At 57.4% G+C, this 19,964-nt stretch carries 18 protein-coding genes and 1 other annotated feature; of the genes, 15 read left to right on the top strand and 3 right to left on the bottom strand.

Translation table 11 applies throughout. The annotated features are described in order from the left end of the window. Window positions 1-253 precede the first annotated feature (253 nt). From QY76_RS08990 to rimO, 5 genes are all read left to right on the top strand, one after another. Window positions 254-1,180, top strand: coding sequence for a LysR family transcriptional regulator (locus QY76_RS08990; protein ID WP_034162534.1), 927 nt, complete (start codon window positions 254-256; stop codon window positions 1,178-1,180). A 220-nt stretch (window positions 1,181-1,400) separates the two neighbouring features. Beyond that, window positions 1,401-1,610, top strand: coding sequence for a transposase (locus QY76_RS08985; protein ID WP_095666536.1), 210 nt, complete (start codon window positions 1,401-1,403; stop codon window positions 1,608-1,610). Between the two features lie 1,288 nt (window positions 1,611-2,898). Next, complete coding sequence (locus QY76_RS08980; RefSeq protein WP_034162535.1) at window positions 2,899-3,654, top strand: glycosyltransferase family 25 protein; 756 nt, start codon at window positions 2,899-2,901, stop codon at window positions 3,652-3,654. 560 nt (window positions 3,655-4,214) lie between these two features. Then, window positions 4,215-4,955: a glycosyltransferase family 25 protein gene (locus QY76_RS08975; protein ID WP_034162536.1), complete on the top strand. Its 741-nt coding sequence runs from the start codon at window positions 4,215-4,217 to the stop codon at window positions 4,953-4,955. Between the two features lie 184 nt (window positions 4,956-5,139). Further along, complete coding sequence (rimO, locus tag QY76_RS08970; RefSeq protein ID WP_034162537.1) at window positions 5,140-6,465, top strand: 30S ribosomal protein S12 methylthiotransferase RimO; 1,326 nt, start codon at window positions 5,140-5,142, stop codon at window positions 6,463-6,465. 265 nt (window positions 6,466-6,730) lie between these two features. Here the strand turns inward: rimO and QY76_RS08965 are convergent, their stop codons facing one another. The 3 genes from QY76_RS08965 to QY76_RS08955 all read right to left on the bottom strand — a co-directional run bounded on the left by QY76_RS08965 (window position 6,731) and on the right by QY76_RS08955 (window position 10,357). Further along, on the bottom strand, window positions 6,731-7,558 hold the full coding sequence (locus tag QY76_RS08965; protein ID WP_034162538.1) for an SDR family oxidoreductase: 828 nt from the start codon (window positions 7,556-7,558) through the stop codon (window positions 6,731-6,733). Window positions 7,559-7,691: 133 nt separating this feature from the next. Next, complete coding sequence (locus tag QY76_RS08960) at window positions 7,692-9,116, bottom strand: MFS transporter (RefSeq protein ID WP_045424369.1); 1,425 nt, start codon at window positions 9,114-9,116, stop codon at window positions 7,692-7,694. Between the two features lie 56 nt (window positions 9,117-9,172). Further along, window positions 9,173-10,357 carry an amidohydrolase gene (locus tag QY76_RS08955; protein WP_045424366.1) on the bottom strand — a complete coding sequence of 395 codons (1,185 nt, stop codon included), beginning with the start codon at window positions 10,355-10,357 and terminating at the stop codon, window positions 9,173-9,175. A 418-nt stretch (window positions 10,358-10,775) separates the two neighbouring features. On the opposite strand from QY76_RS08955, the gene QY76_RS08950 reads away from it, so the two are divergent. From QY76_RS08950 to hisIE, 10 genes are all read left to right on the top strand, one after another. After that, complete coding sequence (locus QY76_RS08950) at window positions 10,776-12,275, top strand: C69 family dipeptidase (protein ID WP_034162541.1); 1,500 nt, start codon at window positions 10,776-10,778, stop codon at window positions 12,273-12,275. 150 nt (window positions 12,276-12,425) lie between these two features. Next, window positions 12,426-12,473, top strand: a complete 48-nt coding sequence (gene hisL, locus QY76_RS18705) for a his operon leader peptide (RefSeq protein ID WP_106389040.1) — start codon at window positions 12,426-12,428, stop codon at window positions 12,471-12,473. Beyond that, window positions 12,449-12,581, top strand: a sequence feature (His leader region). Its footprint overlaps the gene before it by 25 nt. Before the next feature lie 55 nt (window positions 12,582-12,636). Next, entirely contained in the window at window positions 12,637-13,536 is a 900-nt protein-coding gene (gene hisG / locus QY76_RS08945; protein ID WP_034162542.1) for an ATP phosphoribosyltransferase, read from the top strand. 4 nt (window positions 13,537-13,540) lie between these two features. After that, window positions 13,541-14,851, top strand: coding sequence for a histidinol dehydrogenase (gene hisD, locus QY76_RS08940; protein ID WP_034162543.1), 1,311 nt, complete (start codon window positions 13,541-13,543; stop codon window positions 14,849-14,851). Next, window positions 14,848-15,924, top strand: a complete 1,077-nt coding sequence (gene hisC / locus QY76_RS08935) for a histidinol-phosphate transaminase (protein ID WP_045424363.1) — start codon at window positions 14,848-14,850, stop codon at window positions 15,922-15,924. The genes hisD and hisC overlap by 4 nt, the downstream gene beginning before the upstream one ends. Next, the gene (hisB, locus tag QY76_RS08930) at window positions 15,925-17,004 is read left to right on the top strand and encodes a bifunctional histidinol-phosphatase/imidazoleglycerol-phosphate dehydratase HisB (protein ID WP_034162545.1); all 1,080 of its coding nucleotides are present in this window, start codon (window positions 15,925-15,927) and stop codon (window positions 17,002-17,004) included. It begins immediately after the preceding gene. Further along, a complete protein-coding gene (hisH, locus tag QY76_RS08925) occupies window positions 17,004-17,609 on the top strand; it encodes an imidazole glycerol phosphate synthase subunit HisH (RefSeq protein ID WP_012849109.1) in 606 nt (201 codons plus the stop codon). The genes hisB and hisH overlap by 1 nt, the downstream gene beginning before the upstream one ends. Next, a complete protein-coding gene (gene hisA, locus QY76_RS08920; RefSeq protein WP_034162546.1) occupies window positions 17,606-18,343 on the top strand; it encodes a 1-(5-phosphoribosyl)-5-[(5-phosphoribosylamino)methylideneamino]imidazole-4-carboxamide isomerase in 738 nt (245 codons plus the stop codon). The genes hisH and hisA overlap by 4 nt, the downstream gene beginning before the upstream one ends. Then, on the top strand, window positions 18,325-19,101 hold the full coding sequence (hisF, locus tag QY76_RS08915) for an imidazole glycerol phosphate synthase subunit HisF (RefSeq protein ID WP_012849111.1): 777 nt from the start codon (window positions 18,325-18,327) through the stop codon (window positions 19,099-19,101). The genes hisA and hisF overlap by 19 nt, the downstream gene beginning before the upstream one ends. Continuing rightward, the gene (gene hisIE / locus QY76_RS08910) at window positions 19,095-19,727 is read left to right on the top strand and encodes a bifunctional phosphoribosyl-AMP cyclohydrolase/phosphoribosyl-ATP diphosphatase HisIE (RefSeq protein ID WP_045424359.1); all 633 of its coding nucleotides are present in this window, start codon (window positions 19,095-19,097) and stop codon (window positions 19,725-19,727) included. The genes hisF and hisIE overlap by 7 nt, the downstream gene beginning before the upstream one ends. The last annotated feature ends 237 nt before the right edge of the window (window positions 19,728-19,964 follow it).

Raw genomic sequence — 19,964 nt, 5'->3', positions numbered from 1 at the left:
GCTTTGAAAGCGTCACGATGCATACGATCACCTCATTGATAGCGTATAGAATGAGAATCACCTGAAAAAACGCTTCTAAAAAATAATTTATTTTTATATTGACAATGAAAAAATAATATTTTCATGTATAATACAATTACATCTATTTTGCGGATGTATGTCTTTATAGTGCCATAATAATTTTTATCACGATCAAAAAATATCAATCACTTACAAGTGATCTTACTCTCTCGCCACCAGAGCACATGACTATATGTTTAGAAATACATTTCCAAAAGCGATAAAGTATGACAGCAACCTACTGATAACTCTATATTTATTGCTAAAGCTAAAGCGCGTGCAAAGCGTTGCTGATGAGCTCTGCATTAGCCAATCTGCTGTAAGCCAGAAACTCTCTCGGCTGAGAGAGATTTTTAACGATCAGCTTCTGGTGAGAAGCAAAAACAGTATGGTGTTAACTTCGTTTGGCGATGAGTTATTGCCAAAACTGGAAGGCGTAATTACTCACATAGAAAATATTTATAACATTATTGACATTTATTCTGATGACATTAGACCTAGCAAAAACATATATACCATCTGCATTAACTCAGATGTCTATGTCGCAGAACTTATTGAATTACTAAACAAAATCAAGCAAGACCTCAACATAAGTGATGATGTATCATTTAAAATAATGTCAAGAAACGCTAACTTGATGCAGGATCTCCTCTCTGGAAAAATAGATTTTTTCATTGGGCATCTCAGTGATACGCCTAATAGCATAAAATCGTTAGATATGCGCCAGCATACCTTCTCCTTTGCAGTGAGAAAAGGCCATCCTCTTGCAGGTGTACATACAACCGGTGAGGCGTTAGGTCAATTCAAGTATATCGAGCTAATAGAACGTCCGGCAGCCCTATCTATCGCATACAATGATAAGTTTGGAAAGATACCAGGGTTATCATCATCAACCTTCTGCACTCAGTCTATTCGGGCTATCGTAGATATTTTAGAAACAAGCGACAGTTTTGCCTACCTAAGCGATACCATTATAACAAAATTTAACCTTCTTAGCGTAGAGATAACCAATAGTGATATATCCCTGCAAAGCAAGTTATACTGGCATGAGTTAATGGATAACGATACGTTTCATCGTTATATCAGGGAGGCATTAATTGATAAATTCAAAGAATCATGACAAACAGCAAAAGGCGCAGTCATGCCATATTATATCAGTGTCATTTTAATAAAGTAGTGAACGGCCATCATGTTGGTTACCCTGCCCCAAAATCCTGTTCCGTTCAGAAACAGAATGCCGGCATGATAAACGCTCCCCTGAACGGAGGTGGTGCCAATGAAAAAGCCACGATTCACCGAAGAGCAGATTATCTTTGCCCTGAAGCAGGAAGCAGGCTGAGCTGGGTTCGTCCACGCCGGGTGTCTGCCGCAAGCTGGATATCTCCGACGCCACTTTTTACACATGGCGAAAGAAATACGATGGAATTTCCCCTTCTGAACTCAGACAGATGCGGCAGTTGAAAGCGGAAAATCTGCGGCTGAAGAGGCTAGTTGCCGATCTCAGCCGCGACAAGGCGATGCTGCAGGACGTATTGGCAAAAAAGCGCTGACGCTGGCACCGTTGCGCGAATGAAGCCGGGATTTATAGGCCCGTTATGGCGCTAGCGAAAGAGCGGTCTGTTTTGCACTGCGGGTTAATCGCCGTTCGTTCAGGTATCTTTTCGTTGCTGCCGATGACAGCGCACTGCACCCGTGTATTCGGGAGATCAGCGAAGTGCGAATTCACTACGGATATCGCCGGGTACACGTGATGCTCCGGCGTGAAGGGTAGCGCGCACATCTACCGCCCCGACGGTGAGCAGGGGCTCTCAAGCAGCCACGCCGCAATAAATCTGCCCAGCGGCGGCACGCTGCGGCCTAAGGGCCGGCCTCCAAACTTACGTCTGGGGCATGAATTTTGTCTCTGATGCGTTGTTTGACGGAGGGCGACTGCGCCGGCTGACGGCTATCGACCGTTACACCCGCGAATGCCTGAAAATATGCGCGAGACAGAATCTGCGTTCGACAGAAATAGCTGGAATACTGGAATACTGGAATACTGGAATACTGGAATACTGGGATGCTGGAATACTGGGATGCTGGAATACTGGGATGCTGGGATGCTGGGATGCTGGGATGCTGAGATGCTGAGATGCTGAGATGCTGAGATGCTGAGATGCTGAGATGCTGAGATGCTGAGATGCTGAGATGCTGAGCAGCATAGCGTTCAGGCGTCTTTGACCGCAGTTGCTGAAAACCGATAGTGGCTCTGAATTTACAGAGAAAATACTGGATAGGCGGGTGTATGAAAGCGGGATTAGGATCGACTTCTCACGCCCGAGAACGGCGACGGACAACGCAGCGGTGGACACCTTAAGCGACAGGTAGGTCAGTAGGTCAGTAGGTCAGTAGGTCAGTAGGTCAGTAGGTCAGTAGGTCAGTAGGTCAGTAGGTCAGTAGATTGACAGAACTACCTGAATGAGAACGAGTTCATCTCCCTGGAGGAGGCTCGGTGCAAAATCGAGGCCTGGCATACACGATAACCAGAAGCGTCCCCATTCTGCACAGGGCAGGATGATCCCGCCGAATTTGCTGAAAAATCTGCCGCTTGCCAGAATATACAGCCAGAATGAGGCGAGTTATTCCTGATTACGACTGGAGCATATTCGGGGTCGGGATCAGAGGTCGCTTATTCCTAATTATGAATGGATCACATGCGGGTAGCGGGCCAAGACCCGGCTCCCTATCGAACAAACACACGCCTCTCGGTGAGTAAAAATCAATCGTATGATAAAACCCTGGATTTAATTTGATACAAAATGTATCATGTGGTATTAAATTTGAAAGACACAACACCCGATGAAAGTATTTATTATAAATTTAAAAAGAGATCTTCAGAAGAAGCACGAAATAATAAGTGAGTGCAACAGATTAAACATTAGCCATGAGATTGTCGAGGCGGTCTCCGGCATCGATCTCAACGCAGCAGAGATCGATCGTTTAATTGACAAAGACGCTCAAATATATTTAACCAAAGGTGAGATAGGTTGTTCCCTTAGCCACCTGCGGATATATCAAAAAATAATAACAGAAGACCTACCATACGCGTTAATTCTCGAAGATGATGCCATTTTACATGATGATCTTAATGAGGTTATTCACGCCATCGAAAACATTATAGATAAAGAAAACAGCCATGCATACCTGCTATATAAAACGAGCTGCGTATACAGAAACAAAAAAATAAAGCTATCTAAAAAATATAGCCTTTATGAATCTAATATTCCAACATGTACCCATGGCTATGTGGTTACCAACAAAACCGCACGCCTCATTACAGCAATCAATACCCCGGTTCGCTTCGAAGCGGATGCCTGGCGTAATTTTTATTACGAAAAAAACATTCGGCCATACTCACTGAATATTAATTTAGTTGACTCAAGAGATCAGTCCAAAGAAAACTCGACAATAGAGAAGGAGCGACTGTCTCGTACGCCAATACAGATCAGGTTAAGGGAACGTATTGACCGAAAAAATTCGTTGGTGAAATTTTATCACAAGATCTGCCGGCGACCATTTCTAAAAAAAATGAGGCAGAATAATAACATTCTATAAGCGCCACCGTTTAGCGTAGCCATCCCGTTAGGCTGTTCACTTTTTCAGTCGTCAGCGAGCGCTCAGATAAATGCACAGGGTGCTCGCTGTTGTCCTGAGTCAGCCGATTACCTGCGCGCTCTTAAAATTGGCCTCGCCAACGCGCCAGATAAACCCGATGACGGATAACGCTCCAGAATATCGCGGGCTGCCGCGCCTCCTCTCAAGGTTACCCTGCATTAGCCGCGGTATCTCCCAAAATAGCTATCGAGTCCTTATTGCATTTTTACGCGGCAATAGCGCTAAGCCAGAGCCCCCTAGAGAAAGCGCAGGAGAGGGATACCTCTGCCGCGTCTTCAAGACACATCGCCTCCCTCTAGTTAAAAACCATGCATCCATTTCAGCTGCGATTATCACGGCTATATACTACTTACATTAGCATTTAATGTGATTAAAAATAATATATTAGATTTTTTAAAATAAAAAAGTCAATAGTCGTCATTATGGTAGCAGTAAATACAAAGCCAACGTTTAAACATAGAGACATTCCAGCGCTATAAAAACATTTGACAGGGGTTAGTATGCGGGTATTTATTATAAATTTAAAGAGTGATATTCAAAAAAAGAATGAAATCATTCAGCAATGCAAACGACTCAAGATTAAATTTGAAATAATTGACGCCGTATGCGGCATAAATTTAACCGATAGCGATCTGGATAGCCTTATCAACACCGATGCACGTTACTACTTAAGCCGTGGCGAGATGGGCTGTGCACTCAGTCATAACGCCCTCTATCGACGGATCATCGCGGAGCAACTCCCTTTTGCACTCATTCTTGAAGATGATGCTATCCTGCACAACGATACAGTCCATGTGATTGCGTTGATAGAAAAGAGGATAAGTAAAGAAGATAATATCGCACTATTGCTATATAAAACTAAATTTATTTATAAAAATAAAATGATAGCGTTGTCTGATGACTATATTTTTTATGAATCCAATGCCCCAACGCTGACGCATGGCTATGTGATAACCAATAAGGCGGCGCGCACTCTGCTTACCCTCAACGCCCCTGTCAGGGTAGAGGCCGATGCCTGGCGCTATTTCTACTTCTCGCGCTTTGTTCGTACTTACTCCCTTAATACTGATCTCATCCTCTCCCATGACGTGGACAAACAGACGTCAACGATAGAAAAGGAGCGACGGCTCAAGAGCGATGCACAAAAGCAAAAAAGGAAAAGCCTTGATAGCAAAAAATCAGTGATCAAAATATACCATAGACTAATTAGGCGGATATTTTTAAAAAAAGTGAAAGGTTAGCTCTCCTAGACGTTATCTGCGTGGGAGAGACGGCGCTCGGCTACAGCGCGCCGCGTCCCGCGGAAACGCACGCTGAAGCAGGAAAAGCGCTCGACGCCCCCCGAATAAATAGCGGTACAATTTCAGCGCAGAGCGCTGTAAAATCCCTGCCCTATCATAACCAGACACGATGAATTTTTACGCTATGAGCAATCAATCCCGCCAACCGACAATCGGTTTCGTCTCCCTCGGCTGCCCGAAAAACCTGGTCGACTCCGAGCGCATCCTGACCGAGCTGCGCACCGAAGGCTACCTGGTGGTGCCTACCTATGAAGACGCCGATCTGGTGATCGTTAACACCTGCGGCTTTATCGACAGCGCGGTACAGGAGTCTCTGGAGGCCATCGGCGAAGCGCTGCATGAAAACGGGAAGGTCATCGTGACTGGCTGCCTGGGCGCCAAAGAGAACCAGATCCGGGAAGTCCACCCCAAGGTGCTGGAGATCTCCGGGCCGCACAGCTATGAGCAGGTGCTACACCACGTGCACAAATACGTGGCCAAGCCGCAGCACAACCCTTTCACCAGCCTGGTGCCGGAGCAGGGCGTCAAGCTAACGCCCAAGCATTTCGCCTACCTGAAAATCTCGGAGGGCTGTAACCACCGCTGTGCGTTCTGCATTATCCCTTCCCTGCGCGGCGAGCTGGAAAGCCGACCAATCGGCTCGGTGCTGGACGAAGCCAAGCGTCTGGCCGACTCCGGCGTCCGTGAGCTGCTGGTCATCTCGCAGGATACCTCCGCCTACGGCGCGGATATCCAGCACCGCACCGGCTTTTGGAACGGTCAGCCGGTCAAAACCAGCATGCTCAGCCTGTGTGAACAGCTGGCGACGCTGGGGATCTGGATCCGCCTGCACTATGTTTACCCCTATCCGCACGTGGATGACGTTATCCCGCTGATGGCGCAGGGTAAGCTGCTGCCCTATCTGGATATCCCGCTGCAGCACGCCAGTCCGCGCATTCTGAAGCTGATGAAGCGCCCCGGCGCCGTTGAGCGTACGCTGGAGCGGATCAAGCGCTGGCGCGAGATCTGCCCGCAGCTGACCCTGCGTTCGACCTTTATCGTCGGCTTCCCCGGCGAGACGGAGGAGGATTTCCAGATGCTGCTGGACTTCCTGCGCGAGGCACGCCTGGATCGCGTTGGCTGCTTCCAATACAGTCCGGTTGAAGGCGCCGCCGCCAACGAACTGCCCGACCAGATCCCTGACGAGATCAAGCTGGCGCGTTTCGATCGCTTTATGCAGCTGCAGCAGCAGATCTCCGCCGAGCGTCTGCAGGAGAAAGTGGGGCTGACGCTGCCGGTGATCATCGATGAGGTTGACGAGGAAGGCGCCATTGGCCGCAGCATGGCCGATGCGCCGGAGATCGACGGTGTGGTATACCTGAACGGGGAGCGAGGGGTCAAACCGGGCGATATCGTCAGCGTAACCATTGAAAATGCCGACGAATACGATATGTGGGGATCTCTGGCCTGATGAGGCACGGCGCGCCGCCCTGTGCGGCGCGCTTTTCTACGGATAGCTGATCGTAACGTAATTCAACCGGCTGAATAGTAAATAAAATAATCGACATTCAATAGAAATAGTCGGTTTGTGATACCATTCATACCAACACTCGATTTATACCGATTACTCCCCGTTACCACCGCCGTTTCATCCCCTCTTTTTTACCTGCCGATACAAAAAAACACCAGCGATAAAATGTGATCATCGTGGGCGCCGCATGTCGACGCCCCGCCGGCTAATCAAAGGGCATGATCGTGGGATCGGAATAGCGGTAAACGAAGCCCAGCTCATGGCTGATACGGGTTCCGTCTATCGCTTTACCCGCTGTCGCATCGTCATCGCTGCGAAACGCCGGCGGCGTCAGGCCGAGCGCACGCGCCAGCGGCGGGTAAAAGGCCCGGCGAGCCGGATGCTGCGGCGCACACAGATTATAAACGTGGCCGCCCTGAGGCTGCGCCAGCAGCAGCATGATCGCAGCGATGGCGTCGTCCCGGTGCAGCAAATTCACCCCTACATTACCGCCCGGCAGATCGGTTTTACCGGCCAGAAAACGTCCCGGATGGCGCCCTTCACCCACCAGCCCGGCCAGCCGCAGCACATCTACCGAGGTATTGGGCAGATCGTGCAGCCAGCGCTCCAGATCGGTCAGCGCCTGGCCGGCCAGGGTGTTAGGCTGCAGCGGAGAATCCTCGTTGACCTCGCCGCGCGCGGCGCCGTAGACCGACGTCGAACTCAAAAAGATGATCCGCGCTACGCCGTACGCCAGCGCGCTGTCGACCAGCTGACGCACCGACTGACGGTAGCCCATCCCCTCATCGTTCCCACAGCTGGCCGGCAGGGTGATCACCAGGGCATCTACGCTCAGCAGCTGCGCCAGATCCTCGTCGTCGCACTCCAGCTGCGGCGCCAGCCGCAGGGGATAGCACTCCACGCCGCTCATCCGCGCCGCCTCAACCCCATCCGGCGTGGTCTTGCTGCCCACCACCTGATAACCACGCGCCATCAGCGATAACGCCAGCGGCATTCCTAACCAACCTAACCCTACGATAGCCACTCGCTGCATTGCGTTCTCCTCATCTCGGCTCCGCTTCACCCCGTCGCCGGGTTATCTCTCTCTAAGGCTACGCTGACCGCGGCGGTTATACAATTGTTACTCGCGACGATGAGGGCGGCACGATACGCCGCCCCCTGCGTACTCAAGCGGAGGACGAGGAGGAGGAGACGGCAGACGGCGGAAGCTGCCACAGCACCACGCCACCGGCCAGGAGACTGAAGGCGACATTGACCCACAGCGGTAAGGCGCCAGCATAAGCCAGGTTGGCGGCATCGCTCGCGCCCGCGGCGCTGAACAGAGCCAGCGCCACGGCGATGCCGAAGGCGCCCCCTAACGCACTGGTCATCTTGTACAGCCCCGCCGCGACGCCCACTCTCTCCTTAGCCACCTGGGCGATGGCGGTCTCTGTCGAGGGCGTAGCATAGGCCCCAATACCGATCCCCAGCAGCAGATAGCCGATGCCAAGTCCCAGTAGATAGCTGCTCTTCGGTAAGAACGTCATCGTCATCAGCACCGTACCCACGGCGATCAGCACACACCCCCACAGCATCGGTAGCCGGGCCCCTATGCGCTGCAACAGCTTCTCCCCCACCCGAACCATCGCGACCGCGGCGGCGGCATAGGTGATGGTCATCAGCCCCGCCGCCAATGCCGTCATGCCTAGCCCTCGCTGTAGATAGAGGCTGGCGATCACCAACGTGCTGACGTTGCAATTGACGAAGAAGTTAGAGAGTGAGGCCGCGCGATAACCCCGATCGCGGTACAACGAAAAGTCCACGAAGCCGCGACTGCCTAGACGCCGCTCGGTGGTAATGAAGAGCGCCAAGAGTCCGCCGGTCAGCAGCACACCTAGCAGGGTCGCGCCACTCAGCCATCCCCACTCACCGCCCTTGCTCAGCGTCAAGTTGAGCGCCAGTAACGAGAGGGTCAGGAAGGCGGCACCGGCGTAATCGAGCGCCGGCGCCTCCCCGTCGTTACGGCTCTCCGGCACGTGACGGATCAATCCCATCGCCAGCAGGGCCACCATGGCCGAGACGAGGAAGATCCCGCGCCATCCCAAGACGGCGGCGATAGCGCCGCCCAGCAATGAACTCAACGCCGAACCGACGAATGACCCCATAACATAGAAGCTTAAGGCGCGCTGACGCGCGCGCGCTCCCTGGTAATAGACCTTAATGAGCGCCAGGGTCGCCGGCATGATGCAGGCGGCAGAGATCCCCTGCAAGGCGCGCGCAACCAGCAGATGGGCGCCGTTTTGCGCCAGCACCAGGATACCGCACCCCACTAAGCTCAGCAGCAGGCCGATATAGCTCAGGCGACGCCGCCCAAGACGATCCGCCAGTCCACCGCATAGCACGATGAAACAACCGGCAAACAGGCCGCTTAAACTGATCGCCAGACTCAGCGTACCGGGGGAGACGGGCAAGCTGTGCTGTACCGCCGGCACGACGTTGTATAACGACTGGGCGAAGAGCCAATAGGTCAACATACTCAAGACGATGCCCAGCAATAGCCGATTATCGCCGATGAACACCTTGCGCTCGCCACTCCGGATCACCCGCGCCATATCCTCTTCTCCTCATCCTGAGTCTTCACCGCGTCCCTTACCACCATGAGGCGTGGCTAGCGCAGATAATCCGCCACCAGCGCGCACCAGAAGGCGGCGGCGGGCAGCAGAATAGCGTCGTTAAAATCGAACTCTGGTTGATGCAGCGCGGCCCCGCCCGCGCCGCCATAGACCAGCACATAGGCCCCCCAAGGTACCTGCTCCAGCAGCAGCGCGAAGTCTTCACTGCCCATCATCAGCGGGGGATCCTGATGCACCCGCGGCTCGCCCAACAGCGCACAGGCACTGCGGTAGGCCAGATGGCTGGCATCGGGGTGATTGACCACGCAGGGACAGCGGCCAAGCTGGACGATCGTCGCCTGGGCACCGAACGCGGCGGCGATCGCATGGGTCAACTGTTCGATACGCTGCAGCGTCTGCTGGCGCAGCGCGGGCTGTAGACTGCGCACGCTGACCCGCAGCAGCGCCTTATCGCTGATCACATTAGCCGCCTGCCCGCTCTGTAGACTGCCGACGGTCACCACGGCCGCCTGTAATGGATCGGTATTGCGTGCCACGATGCTCTGCAAGGCAACCACCAGATGGCTGGCCACCAGGGTGGCGTCGATACACAGCTGGGGAAAAGCCCCATGTCCCCCAACCCCGCTCAACACGATCTCCAGCTCGTCGGAGGCGGCCATCAGCGGCCCGGGGCGGATGGCGATATCCCCCACCTCGCCCTGCATACCGGCCAGATTCGGCATGTTGTGCAGTGCAAATAGGGCATCGCAGGGGAAACGCTCGAATAGTCCATCCGCGATCATCGCCTGCGCACCGCTTAACCGCTCCTCCGCCGGCTGAAAGATCAAATGCAGGGTGCCATTAAAGCGGCGCTGCTCGGCAAGGTAGTGAGCGGCACAGAGCAGGATGGCACAATGTCCATCGTGACCGCAGCTGTGCGCCACGCCGGGATGGCGGCTCAGCCAGGCGCGCTCCCCCCGCTCCTGGATCGGCAAGGCATCCATGTCGGCCCGCAGGCCGAGCGTACGCTCCCCCTGCCCGGCCTGCAGCGTCGCCACTAGCCCATGCCCGCCGATAGCCCGCGTCACTCGATAGCCCCACTGGCTCAGATGACTCGCCAGCAGATCGGCGGTCTGCGACTCGCTGCCGCTTAGCTCCGGGTAGCGATGCAGCTGGCGGCGTAGGGGGATCATCGCCGCCGCATGGGGCTGTAGTGCGTCCAACAGATGGGCATGAGACATGGCATACCTCCCGAATGGCTCCCCCGCGCAGCGGCGAAATGACCGCCCACCCACAGGGATAATAGTGACAGGAATATCAATGAGATAACTGTCGACACCAGGCAGATGGCGAGCGGATGGCGTCCGTTTTTCATACTAGGCGACAGCGGGAGGTGAGAAAAATTTATTTTTAATATCGATATACGAGACAAATAACCAATTCGCATATTAAAGAGCCACATAGGACATCCTTAATAACATATGTTACATGGGCAACATCATTTGGTTTAAACATTCGTAACAATGGCGCATTTGCATATAAAAATTCCACAAAATCATAAAATATTGGTGTTTAACGCTAAGAAATATGATGCAGTTAAAATAATTAAATAAAACCTGGTGCAATAATCCCAGTAATTCTTCAATGGGAGTCTTACCGATGAAATTTAAATCTTGCGCCGTCCTGATTTCTAGTTTGATCGCCGCAGGTGGCGTCTTGAATAGCGAAGCCTGCACCACCATCTTAGTGGCCTCCGGCGCCACCAGCGATGGCTCTAGAATTATTGCCCGCACCGAAGATCATGATCCCACGCTATCGAAAGTGATGCTAAACCATCAGGCCAAAGAAAATAGCAGTGGCACCTTCCATGCCAATGAAAATAAATTCACCTATTCTGTCCCCAAAAAAGCTTTTGCTTATACTTCATTCTCCAATGGCAAAGAGGGGAAACTGCCCGATCAGATGACCTGGGGGGCCGCTGGATTTAACCAAAAAGGCGTGGGAATGACGGCAACAGAGACGATCTTCGCCAGCCCCGAGGCTCTCAAACATGACCCCTATCTGCCCGAAACCGGCATTACCGAAGACAGCATTACCGACGTGATCTTGCCCTACGTCTCCTCAGCGCGCGAAGGCGCCGCCCGTCTGGGTAAAATTATTGAAGAAAAAGGCGCCGGCGAAGGCTTTGGCGTCGCCTTCGTCGACCAGCACGACATCTGGTATCTGGAAACCGGCAGCGGCCATCAGTGGCTGGCCACCCGCCTGCCGAAGGATGACTATTATGTCACCGGCAACCAGGGACGCCTGCAGACCTATAAGCCTGACGACAGCGCCAACTATATGGCATCGCCTACGCTGATCAGCGCCGCCGAAAAATATGGTCTTTACAATCCTAAGCGCGACGGCGACTTTAATTTTGAAAAGGCCTATACGCTGCATAACGAGAAAAACGACCCCTATTACAACTATCCCCGAGTATATGCGCTACAGCATCTCTATACGCCAGATATCAAGACCTCACTGACGGCTCCACAAAATTTCCCCGTTTTTGCTAAACCGGAGGCTAAACTTGATATCGACGCGGTAAAACAGGGGCTGCGAAATACCTATGAGAACATAGATCGCAAGCCTTATACTCAAACCCCCGATTATCGTCTACGTCCGGTGTCATTATTTCGCACCCAGCAGGCACATATTTTACAAGCGCGCGATGGTTTACCACGTGGTATTGCCGATGTGGAATATTTAGCCTATGGCATGCCCAGTATTTCTATTTTTATTCCGGTTTATGCCAATAGTATCCAGCAATTCCCGCAGGCCTACCGCACGGTAACCGACGGAAAAGCGGACTCGGTCTCTGCCCAGTGGCAGTTCCGGAAACTGCAAACGCTGGTGATGATGGACTATTACAAATATGCGCCGATGGTACAAAAGGCCTATCAGCAGCAGGAGGCCAGCTTCAGCGTCATGCAGCGCGACATGGAAAAAGCCTATCTGGCCACCTACCAGAAAGATCCGGCCAAGGCCCAGCGGCTGGTGCAGCAGTTTGAGGATCGCGTTTTCAGCGACGCGCTCAGCACGACACAAACCCTGACCAATCAAATCTTTACCCAACTGACCCAGGACGTCAACGCCAAGTATAAGTTTGCCGGCGCCTGATGCTCCCGCGACGATGGGCGAACCGCGCCCATCGTCAAGCGGCCAAAAAAAGCGCTTGCCATACGCCGTACACTTGGTTTAGGTTAAAAATCACTGAGCGCATTTTGCGCAGCGTATACAAGCGATACCGAACCACGGACTACAATCATGCTGACTCGCGTACTGTTCAACCACCATCATCACCATCACCCTGACTAGTTCTTTCAGGCGGATGTGTGCTGGAAGACGGTCAACGGATCTTCCAGTGGCGGCAGACGCAAGATGTGAAAAAGCCCTCGGAAGATCTTCTTCCGAGGGCTTTTTTGTTGTTCATCATTCACAGGCGCCGCGGCGCCGGCTGGAGAATACAGGGGTAACCACCATGTTGGACAAAGCACGTTTACGCATTGCCATGCAAAAATCTGGCCGCCTGAGCGAGGACTCACAGGCGCTACTGGCTCGCTGCGGGATCAAAATCAACCTGCATCAGCAGCGGCTGATCGCGTTTGCTGAAAACATGCCCATCGACATCCTACGGGTGCGCGATGACGATATTCCCGGCCTGGTGATGGACGGCGTGGTTGACCTGGGCATCATTGGCGAGAACGTGCTGGAGGAGGAGCTGCTCGCCCGGCGCGCTCAGGGCGAAGATCCGCGCTATACCCTGCTACGGCGCCTCGACTTCGGCGCCTGCCGCCTCTCCCTGGCCATGCCCATCGATGCGCCCTATGACGGCGCCCGCGGCCTGCAGGACTGCCGTATCGCCACCTCTTACCCTCACCTGCTCAAGCGCTATCTGGATGGACAGGGCGTCCGCTTCAAATCCTGCCTGCTCAACGGATCGGTCGAGGTTGCCCCGCGCGCCGGGCTGGCCGATGCCATCTGTGATCTGGTCTCCACCGGCGCCACCCTCGAGGCCAACGGCCTGCGCGAGGTCGAGGTTATCTACCGCTCCAAGGCCTGCCTGATTCAGCGCGACGGCGAGATGCCTCCCGCCAAGCAGGCGCTGATCGAACGCCTGATGACCCGGATTCAGGGGGTGATCCAGGCGCGGGAGTCCAAATACATCATGCTGCACGCGCCGAGCGATCGTCTGGAGGAGATTATGGCGCTGCTGCCGGGGGCTGAGCGCCCCACCCTGCTGCCGCTGGCCGGCGACAAGCGCCGCGTCGCCATGCACATGGTCAGCAGCGAGACCCTGTTCTGGGAAACTATGGAGCAGCTCAAGGCCCTGGGGGCCAGCTCGATTCTGGTGCTGCCGATTGAAAAGATGATGGAGTAACGCCATGACCCGCTTTGATACGCTTATCCAATGGGACGACTGTCGCCCCGAACAGCAGCAGCGCCTGCTACAGCGTCCGGCGATCGCCAGCGCCGCGCAAATCAGCGCCAGCGTTGAGGCGATCATCGCCCAGGTTCGCCGCGACGGCGATGCGGCGCTACATCGCCTCAGCCAACGCTTTGACCGGGAGGCCCCCGCCAGCCTGCGCGTGTCACGCCAGGCCCGCGACGCCGCCGGCGACCGCCTGCCCGACGCGCTGACCCGCGCCATGGGCCAGGCGGCCGAAAATATTGAGGCCTTTCATCGCGCCCAGCGCCCGGCCCCGGTCGAGGTCGAAACCCAGCCCGGCGTCAGCTGTCGCCAGGTCACCCGCGCGCTGGACTCCGTCGGGCTGTATATTCCCGGCGGCAGCGCCCCGCTGCTCTCCACGGTGCTGATGCTGGGGCTCCCGGCCCGCGTGGCGCAGTGCCGCAGAGTGATCCTCTGCTCGCCGCCGCCGATCGACCCAGCGATCCTTTACGCCGCGCGCCTGTGCGGCATCGACGAAATCTTTCAGGTCGGCGGCGCGCAGGCGATCGCCGCCATGGCCTTCGGAACCGAATCCGTCCCCCGCGTCGACAAAATCTTTGGCCCCGGAAACGCCTATGTCACCGAGGCCAAAAGGCAGGTCAGCCAAAGCCCTCAGGGCGCCGCCATCGATATGCCCGCCGGCCCCTCCGAGGTACTGGTGATCGCCGATGCCGGGGCCAACCCGGACTTTATCGCCGCCGATCTGCTCTCCCAGGCAGAGCATGGCCCCGACTCACAGGTGATCCTGCTGACGCCCGATGCCCCGCTGGCTCGCCGGGTCGCCGAACGGGTCGAGGCCCAGCTTGCCGCCCTGCCGCGCGCCGACATCGCCCGTCAGGCGCTGGCGCAGAGCCGCCTGATCGTCACCCGTTCGCTGGCGCAGTGCATCGAGATCAGCAATCGCTATGGGCCGGAGCACCTCATCATTCAAACCCGCGACGCCGAGGCGTGGCTCGATGCTATCACCAGCGCCGGCTCCGTGTTTCTGGGCGACTGGTCGCCCGAGTCCGCCGGGGACTATGCCTCCGGCACCAATCACGTGCTGCCGACCTACGGCTACACTGCCACCCACTCCAGCCTGGGCCTGGCGGATTTCCAGAAACGCATGACCGTCCAACGCCTTAGCCCCGCCGGCCTGCTGACGCTGGCCCCGACGGTCGAAGCCATGGCGCAGGCCGAGTGCCTTGACGCCCACGCCAACGCCGTCCGCCTGCGGGTCGCCGCCATCCAGGAGAGCCAATCATGAAACCGATCACCGCACTGGCGCGGGAAAACATACAGCGCCTGACCCCCTACCAGTCCGCCCGCCGCCTCGGCGGCAGCGGCGACGTCTGGCTCAATGCCAACGAGTACCCGCAGCCGATCAGCTACCCGCTGCGCAGCGAGGCCTTTAACCGCTACCCGGAATGCCAGCCCGCCGAGCTTATCGCCAACTACGCTGCCTATGCCGGCGTCACAACGCAGCAGGTGCTGGCCAGCCGCGGCGCCGATGAGGGCATCGAGCTGCTGATCCGCACCTTTTGCGAACCGGGGCGCGACGCCATGATCTACTGTCCGCCCACCTACGGCATGTACGCCGTCAGCGCGGAGACCAGCGGCGTCGAACGGCGCTGCGTCGCGCTGCGCGCCGACTGGCAGCTGGACGTGCCGGCCATCGCTGCCGCCCTCGACGGCGTCAAGCTGGTGTTTGTCTGCAGCCCCAACAACCCGACCGGCAACCTGCTCAATCCCGATGATCTGCGCACGCTGCTCACGCTGACCGCCGGGCGGACGCTGGTCGTCGTCGATGAGGCCTACATTGAGTTTGCCCCCGACGCCAGCGTGGTCTCCTGGCTCGCCGACTACCCCCATCTGGTGGTGCTGCGCACCCTCTCGAAGGCCTTTGCCCTGGCCGGGCTGCGCTGCGGCTTCACGCTGGGCAGCGCCGAGGTGATCGCACTGCTGCAGAAAACCATCGCCCCTTATCCTTTGGCATCACCGGTCGCCGACATCGCCGCCCAGGCCACCTCGCCCGCCGGGATCGCCGCCATGCGGACACGGGTTGCCTACGTGATTGAACAGCGCCAGGCGCTGATCGCACAGTTATTGCGCTGCGACTGCATTCAAGAGGTCTATCCTTCTCAGGGGAACTATCTAATCTTTCGCAGTGACCGCGCAGAGTCGATCTTTCAGGCTCTGTGGCAGCAGGGCGTCATCCTGCGCGATCAGCGCCGTCAGCCCTCGCTAAACAACTGCCTGCGCATCACCATCGGCAGCGCCGCGGAGCATGAGCGGGTTCTCGCGGTACTGCGCCGTTTTAGCCAGGAAGGAGAGGCGTAAATGAAGAAATATCTGTTTATCGATCGCGACGGTACCCTGATCGCCGAGCCGCCGCAGGACTTTCAGGTAGATCGTCTGGACAAGCTGGCGCTGATGCCCGGGGTCATTCCGGCGCTACTGCGGCTACAGCAGGCCGGCTATCATCTGGTGATGGTCAGTAATCAGGACGGACTGGGCAGCGAACGCTTTCCGCAGGCCGACTTCGATGCGCCGCACAATCTACTGATGCAGATACTGACCTCGCAGGGCATCCTGTTCGAGCGGGTGCTGATCTGCCCACACCTGCCGCAGGAGGGCTGCCGCTGCCGCAAACCCGCCACCGGACTGGTCGACGACTATCTGCAGCCCGGCGTGCTGGATACGGCCAACGCGTGGGTGATAGGCGACCGTGACAGCGATCTGCAGCTGGCGCACAACATGGGGATCAACGGGCTGCGCTACGCCGCGACCCCAACCGATGGCGTCAGTCTGGACTGGCCGCAGATCGCCGAACGCCTGACCCGCCGCGATCGTCATGCCCAGGTGGAGCGCGTCACCCGTGAGACCGCGCTGCTGGCGGAGGTATGGCTGGATCGCCAGGGCGAGAGCCACATCCGTACCGGTATCGGCTTCTTTGACCATATGCTGGATCAGATAGCCACTCACGCCGGCCTGCGCCTGCATATAGAGGCCAAAGGCGATCTGCATATCGATGATCATCACACCGTCGAAGACACCGCGCTGGCGCTCGGCGAAGCCCTGCGCATCGCGCTGGGAGACAAGCGCGGCATCGCCCGCTTTGGCTTTGTCCTGCCGATGGACGAGTGCCTGGCCCGCTGTGCCCTGGATATCTCGGGCCGCCCCTACCTCTCCTTCAAGGCCGAATTCAGCCACCAGCGCGTCGGGGATCTCAGCACCGAAATGGTCGAACACTTCTTCCACTCCCTCGCCTACGCGATGGGGGTGACCCTGCACCTGAAAACCAAAGGCAAGAACGACCACCACCGCGTAGAGAGCCTGTTTAAGGCCTTTGGCCGCACCCTGCGTCAGGCGATCCGCATCGAAGACGACCGCTTACCCAGCTCAAAAGGAGTGTTGTGATGGCCACAGCGTGCAACGTGGTGATTCTGGATACCGGCTGCGCCAACCTGGCCTCGGTGCGCTATGCCCTGGAGCGCCTGGGCTGCCGTCCGACCGTCAGCCGCGATGCGCGGGCGGTGCTGGCGGCTGACAAGCTGCTGCTGCCCGGCGTCGGCAACGCCGCCGCGGCCATGGAGCAGCTGCGCCAGCGCGATCTTATCGATCTGATCAGGGCCTGTACCCAGCCGGTACTCGGCATCTGTCTGGGAATGCAGCTGCTGGCCAGCCGCAGCGCCGAAGGGGATGTCCCCTGCCTCCGTCTGGTCGACACCCCGGTCGAACGGATGACCGACACCGGCCTGCCGCTGCCGCACACCGGCTGGAATCAGGTTACCTCTCTGGCCGGTAATCCCCTGTTTCGCGGGATTCCCGACGGCAGCTACTTCTATTTTGTACACAGCTACGCCTATCCCCTGTGCGCCGACACCCTGGCACAGTGCGACTACGGCTATACCTTTAGCGCCGCGGTGCGCCGCGATAACTTCTACGGTGTGCAGTTTCACCCCGAACGCTCCGGCAAGGCCGGCGCCCGCCTGCTGAAAAACTTTCTGGAGATGCCGTCATGATCATTCCGGCACTGGACTTTATCGACGGCAGCGTCGTTCGCCTGCATCAGGGGGACTATGGCCGCCAGCGCGACTATGACGGCGATGCGCTGACGCGGCTGCTGGAGTATCAGCGTCAGGGCGCAGCGCAGCTGCACCTGGTCGACCTGAGCGGCGCGCGCGATCCCGCCCGTCGTCAGCTCCCCATGCTGACCCGCCTGCTGCGCGCGCTGAGCGTTCCGGTACAGGTCGGCGGCGGCGTGCGCAGCGCAGAGGACGTGGCCACGCTGCTCGACGCCGGTGCGACGCGGGTGGTGGTCGGCTCAACGGCGATCCGCCAGCCGCAGGAGGTCGCCCGCTGGTTTACGCGCTTCGGCGCCGATCGCCTGGTACTGGCGCTGGACGTGCGCATCGCCGCCAATGGCGATAAGCGCGTGGCCGTCAGCGGCTGGCAAGAGGACTCCGGCGTGACCCTGGAGCAGACGGTAGCGCATTTTCTGCCGCTGGGACTGCGGCACGTACTGTGTACCGATATCGCCTGCGACGGCACCCTGGGCGGCGCCAACGTGGCGCTGTACCGCCAGATCTGCCCGCGCTATCCGCAGATCGCATTTCAATCCTCCGGCGGCATCGGCGCGCTGCAGGACATCGCCGCCCTGCGCGGCAGCGGCGTGCAGGGCGTCATCGTCGGCCGCGCCCTGCTGGAAGGTAAATTCAGCGTGAAGGAGGCCATCGCATGCTGGCAAAACGCATAATTCCCTGTCTGGACGTTCGCGACGGCCAGGTCGTCAAAGGCGTTCAGTTTCGCAATCACGAGATCATCGGCGACATCGTTCCGCTGGCCCAACGCTACGCCGATGAGGGCGCCGATGAACTGGTGTTCTATGACATTACCGCCTCCGCCGACGGTCGCGTGGTCGATAAAAGCTGGGTGGCTCGGGTCGCCGCGGCGATCGATATTCCCTTCTGCGTCGCCGGCGGGATCCGCAGCGTCGAGGAGGCCGGGCTGCTTCTGAGCTACGGCGCGGACAAGATCTCCATTAACTCGCCGGCGCTGGCCGATCCGGCGCTGATCACCCGTCTGGCGGATCGCTTCGGCGTGCAGTGCGTGGTGGTCGGTATCGATACCTGGCACGACGCCGCCAGCGACAGCGACCGGGTCTACCAATTCACCGGCGATGAGGCGCGCACCCGCGCCACCGCCTGGCAGACGGCGGACTGGGTGCAGGAGGTGCAGCGGCGCGGCGCCGGGGAGATCGTGCTGAACATGATGAACCAGGACGGCGTGCGCAGCGGCTACGATCTGCGCCAGCTAGAGCAGATCCGCGCCGTCTGCCACGTCCCGCTGATCGCCTCCGGCGGCGCCGGTGCCCCCGAACACTTTCTGGCGGCCTTCAGCCAGGCCGACGTGGACGGCGCGCTGGCGGCCTCGGTCTTTCATAAACAGATTATTCAAATCGGTGAACTCAAGCGCTATCTGGCGCTCAACGGTGTGGAGATTCGACTGTGCTAACTCAAGGTTTTCTTTCGCAACAGCAAAAAGAGCGTCTGGACTGGAACAAAGTGGACGGCATGATGCCGGCGATCGTGCAGCACGCCGGCTCGGGCGATGTCCTGATGCTGGGCTATATGACGCCAGAGGCGCTGGATCATACCGAGCGCTGCGGTAAGGTCACCTTCTATTCCCGCACCAAGCAGCGGCTGTGGACCAAGGGCGAAAGCTCCGGTCACACCCTGAACGTGGTCAGCATGACCCCGGACTGCGACCGCGATACGCTGCTGATTCTGGCCGATCCCCAGGGGCCGACCTGCCATCTCGGCAGCGACAGCTGCTTTGCCCCGGCCCGCGCGCAGTGGCCGTTTCTGTATCACCTGGAGCAGCTGCTGGCCGCACGGAAAACGGCCGATCCACAAAGCTCGTATACCGCTCGGCTGTACGCCAGCGGGACCAAGCGTATCGCCCAGAAAGTCGGCGAGGAGGGCGTAGAAACGGCGCTGGCGGCCGCCGTGCATGACCGCGATGAGCTGATCAACGAGTCTGCCGATCTGCTCTACCATCTGCTGGTGCTGTTACAGGATCAGCGGCTGTCGCTGGGCGATGTCATCGACTGTCTACAAACCCGCCACCGCCAGGCTTGACCCGGCCGCCGCCGCCTGCCAACGCGGCGGCGCCTTCCCCCTTCCCCGCCCTGCCGGGGTAGCCAAAGTGTGACCAGCCTGTAGCGTCGGGTTAATCCCGGCGCGCAAAAGCGTCTACCCGCTCACGAAAATGCCTTTGCCTCCTACGCAAAATGGGTTAGCTAGCGGAAATAGTAATATGATTTACCGAGGAGTAATGCACCGAGCGGCCCGGCCCGGCGCGCGGTGATGCTCCCA

It is taken from the genome of Edwardsiella sp. EA181011, assembly GCF_000800725.1.
Taxonomy (GTDB): domain Bacteria; phylum Pseudomonadota; class Gammaproteobacteria; order Enterobacterales; family Enterobacteriaceae; genus Edwardsiella; species Edwardsiella anguillarum.
The sequence above is the reverse complement of the archived record's forward strand: the minus strand, read 5'-3'. Positions and strand labels throughout refer to the sequence as shown.

What these genes read in the sequence shown, in the direction of transcription:
- QY76_RS08965 (WP_034162538.1), bottom strand. Translation starts at nt 7,558, where the DNA reads ATGCAGCGAGTGGCTATCGTAGGGTTAGGTTGGTTAGGAATGCCGCTG.
- QY76_RS08990 (WP_034162534.1), top strand. Translation starts at nt 254, where the DNA reads ATGTTTAGAAATACATTTCCAAAAGCGATAAAGTATGACAGCAACCTA.
- hisD (WP_034162543.1), top strand. Translation starts at nt 13,541, where the DNA reads ATGACCCGCTTTGATACGCTTATCCAATGGGACGACTGTCGCCCCGAA.
- QY76_RS08980 (WP_034162535.1), top strand. Translation starts at nt 2,899, where the DNA reads ATGAAAGTATTTATTATAAATTTAAAAAGAGATCTTCAGAAGAAGCAC.
- hisA (WP_034162546.1), top strand. Translation starts at nt 17,606, where the DNA reads ATGATCATTCCGGCACTGGACTTTATCGACGGCAGCGTCGTTCGCCTG.
- QY76_RS08975 (WP_034162536.1), top strand. Translation starts at nt 4,215, where the DNA reads ATGCGGGTATTTATTATAAATTTAAAGAGTGATATTCAAAAAAAGAAT.
- QY76_RS08950 (WP_034162541.1), top strand. Translation starts at nt 10,776, where the DNA reads ATGAAATTTAAATCTTGCGCCGTCCTGATTTCTAGTTTGATCGCCGCA.
- rimO (WP_034162537.1), top strand. Translation starts at nt 5,140, where the DNA reads ATGAGCAATCAATCCCGCCAACCGACAATCGGTTTCGTCTCCCTCGGC.
- hisG (WP_034162542.1), top strand. Translation starts at nt 12,637, where the DNA reads ATGTTGGACAAAGCACGTTTACGCATTGCCATGCAAAAATCTGGCCGC.
- hisC (WP_045424363.1), top strand. Translation starts at nt 14,848, where the DNA reads ATGAAACCGATCACCGCACTGGCGCGGGAAAACATACAGCGCCTGACC.
- QY76_RS08960 (WP_045424369.1), bottom strand. Translation starts at nt 9,116, where the DNA reads ATGGCGCGGGTGATCCGGAGTGGCGAGCGCAAGGTGTTCATCGGCGAT.
- QY76_RS08955 (WP_045424366.1), bottom strand. Translation starts at nt 10,357, where the DNA reads ATGTCTCATGCCCATCTGTTGGACGCACTACAGCCCCATGCGGCGGCG.
- hisB (WP_034162545.1), top strand. Translation starts at nt 15,925, where the DNA reads ATGAAGAAATATCTGTTTATCGATCGCGACGGTACCCTGATCGCCGAG.
- hisH (WP_012849109.1), top strand. Translation starts at nt 17,004, where the DNA reads ATGGCCACAGCGTGCAACGTGGTGATTCTGGATACCGGCTGCGCCAAC.
- hisF (WP_012849111.1), top strand. Translation starts at nt 18,325, where the DNA reads ATGCTGGCAAAACGCATAATTCCCTGTCTGGACGTTCGCGACGGCCAG.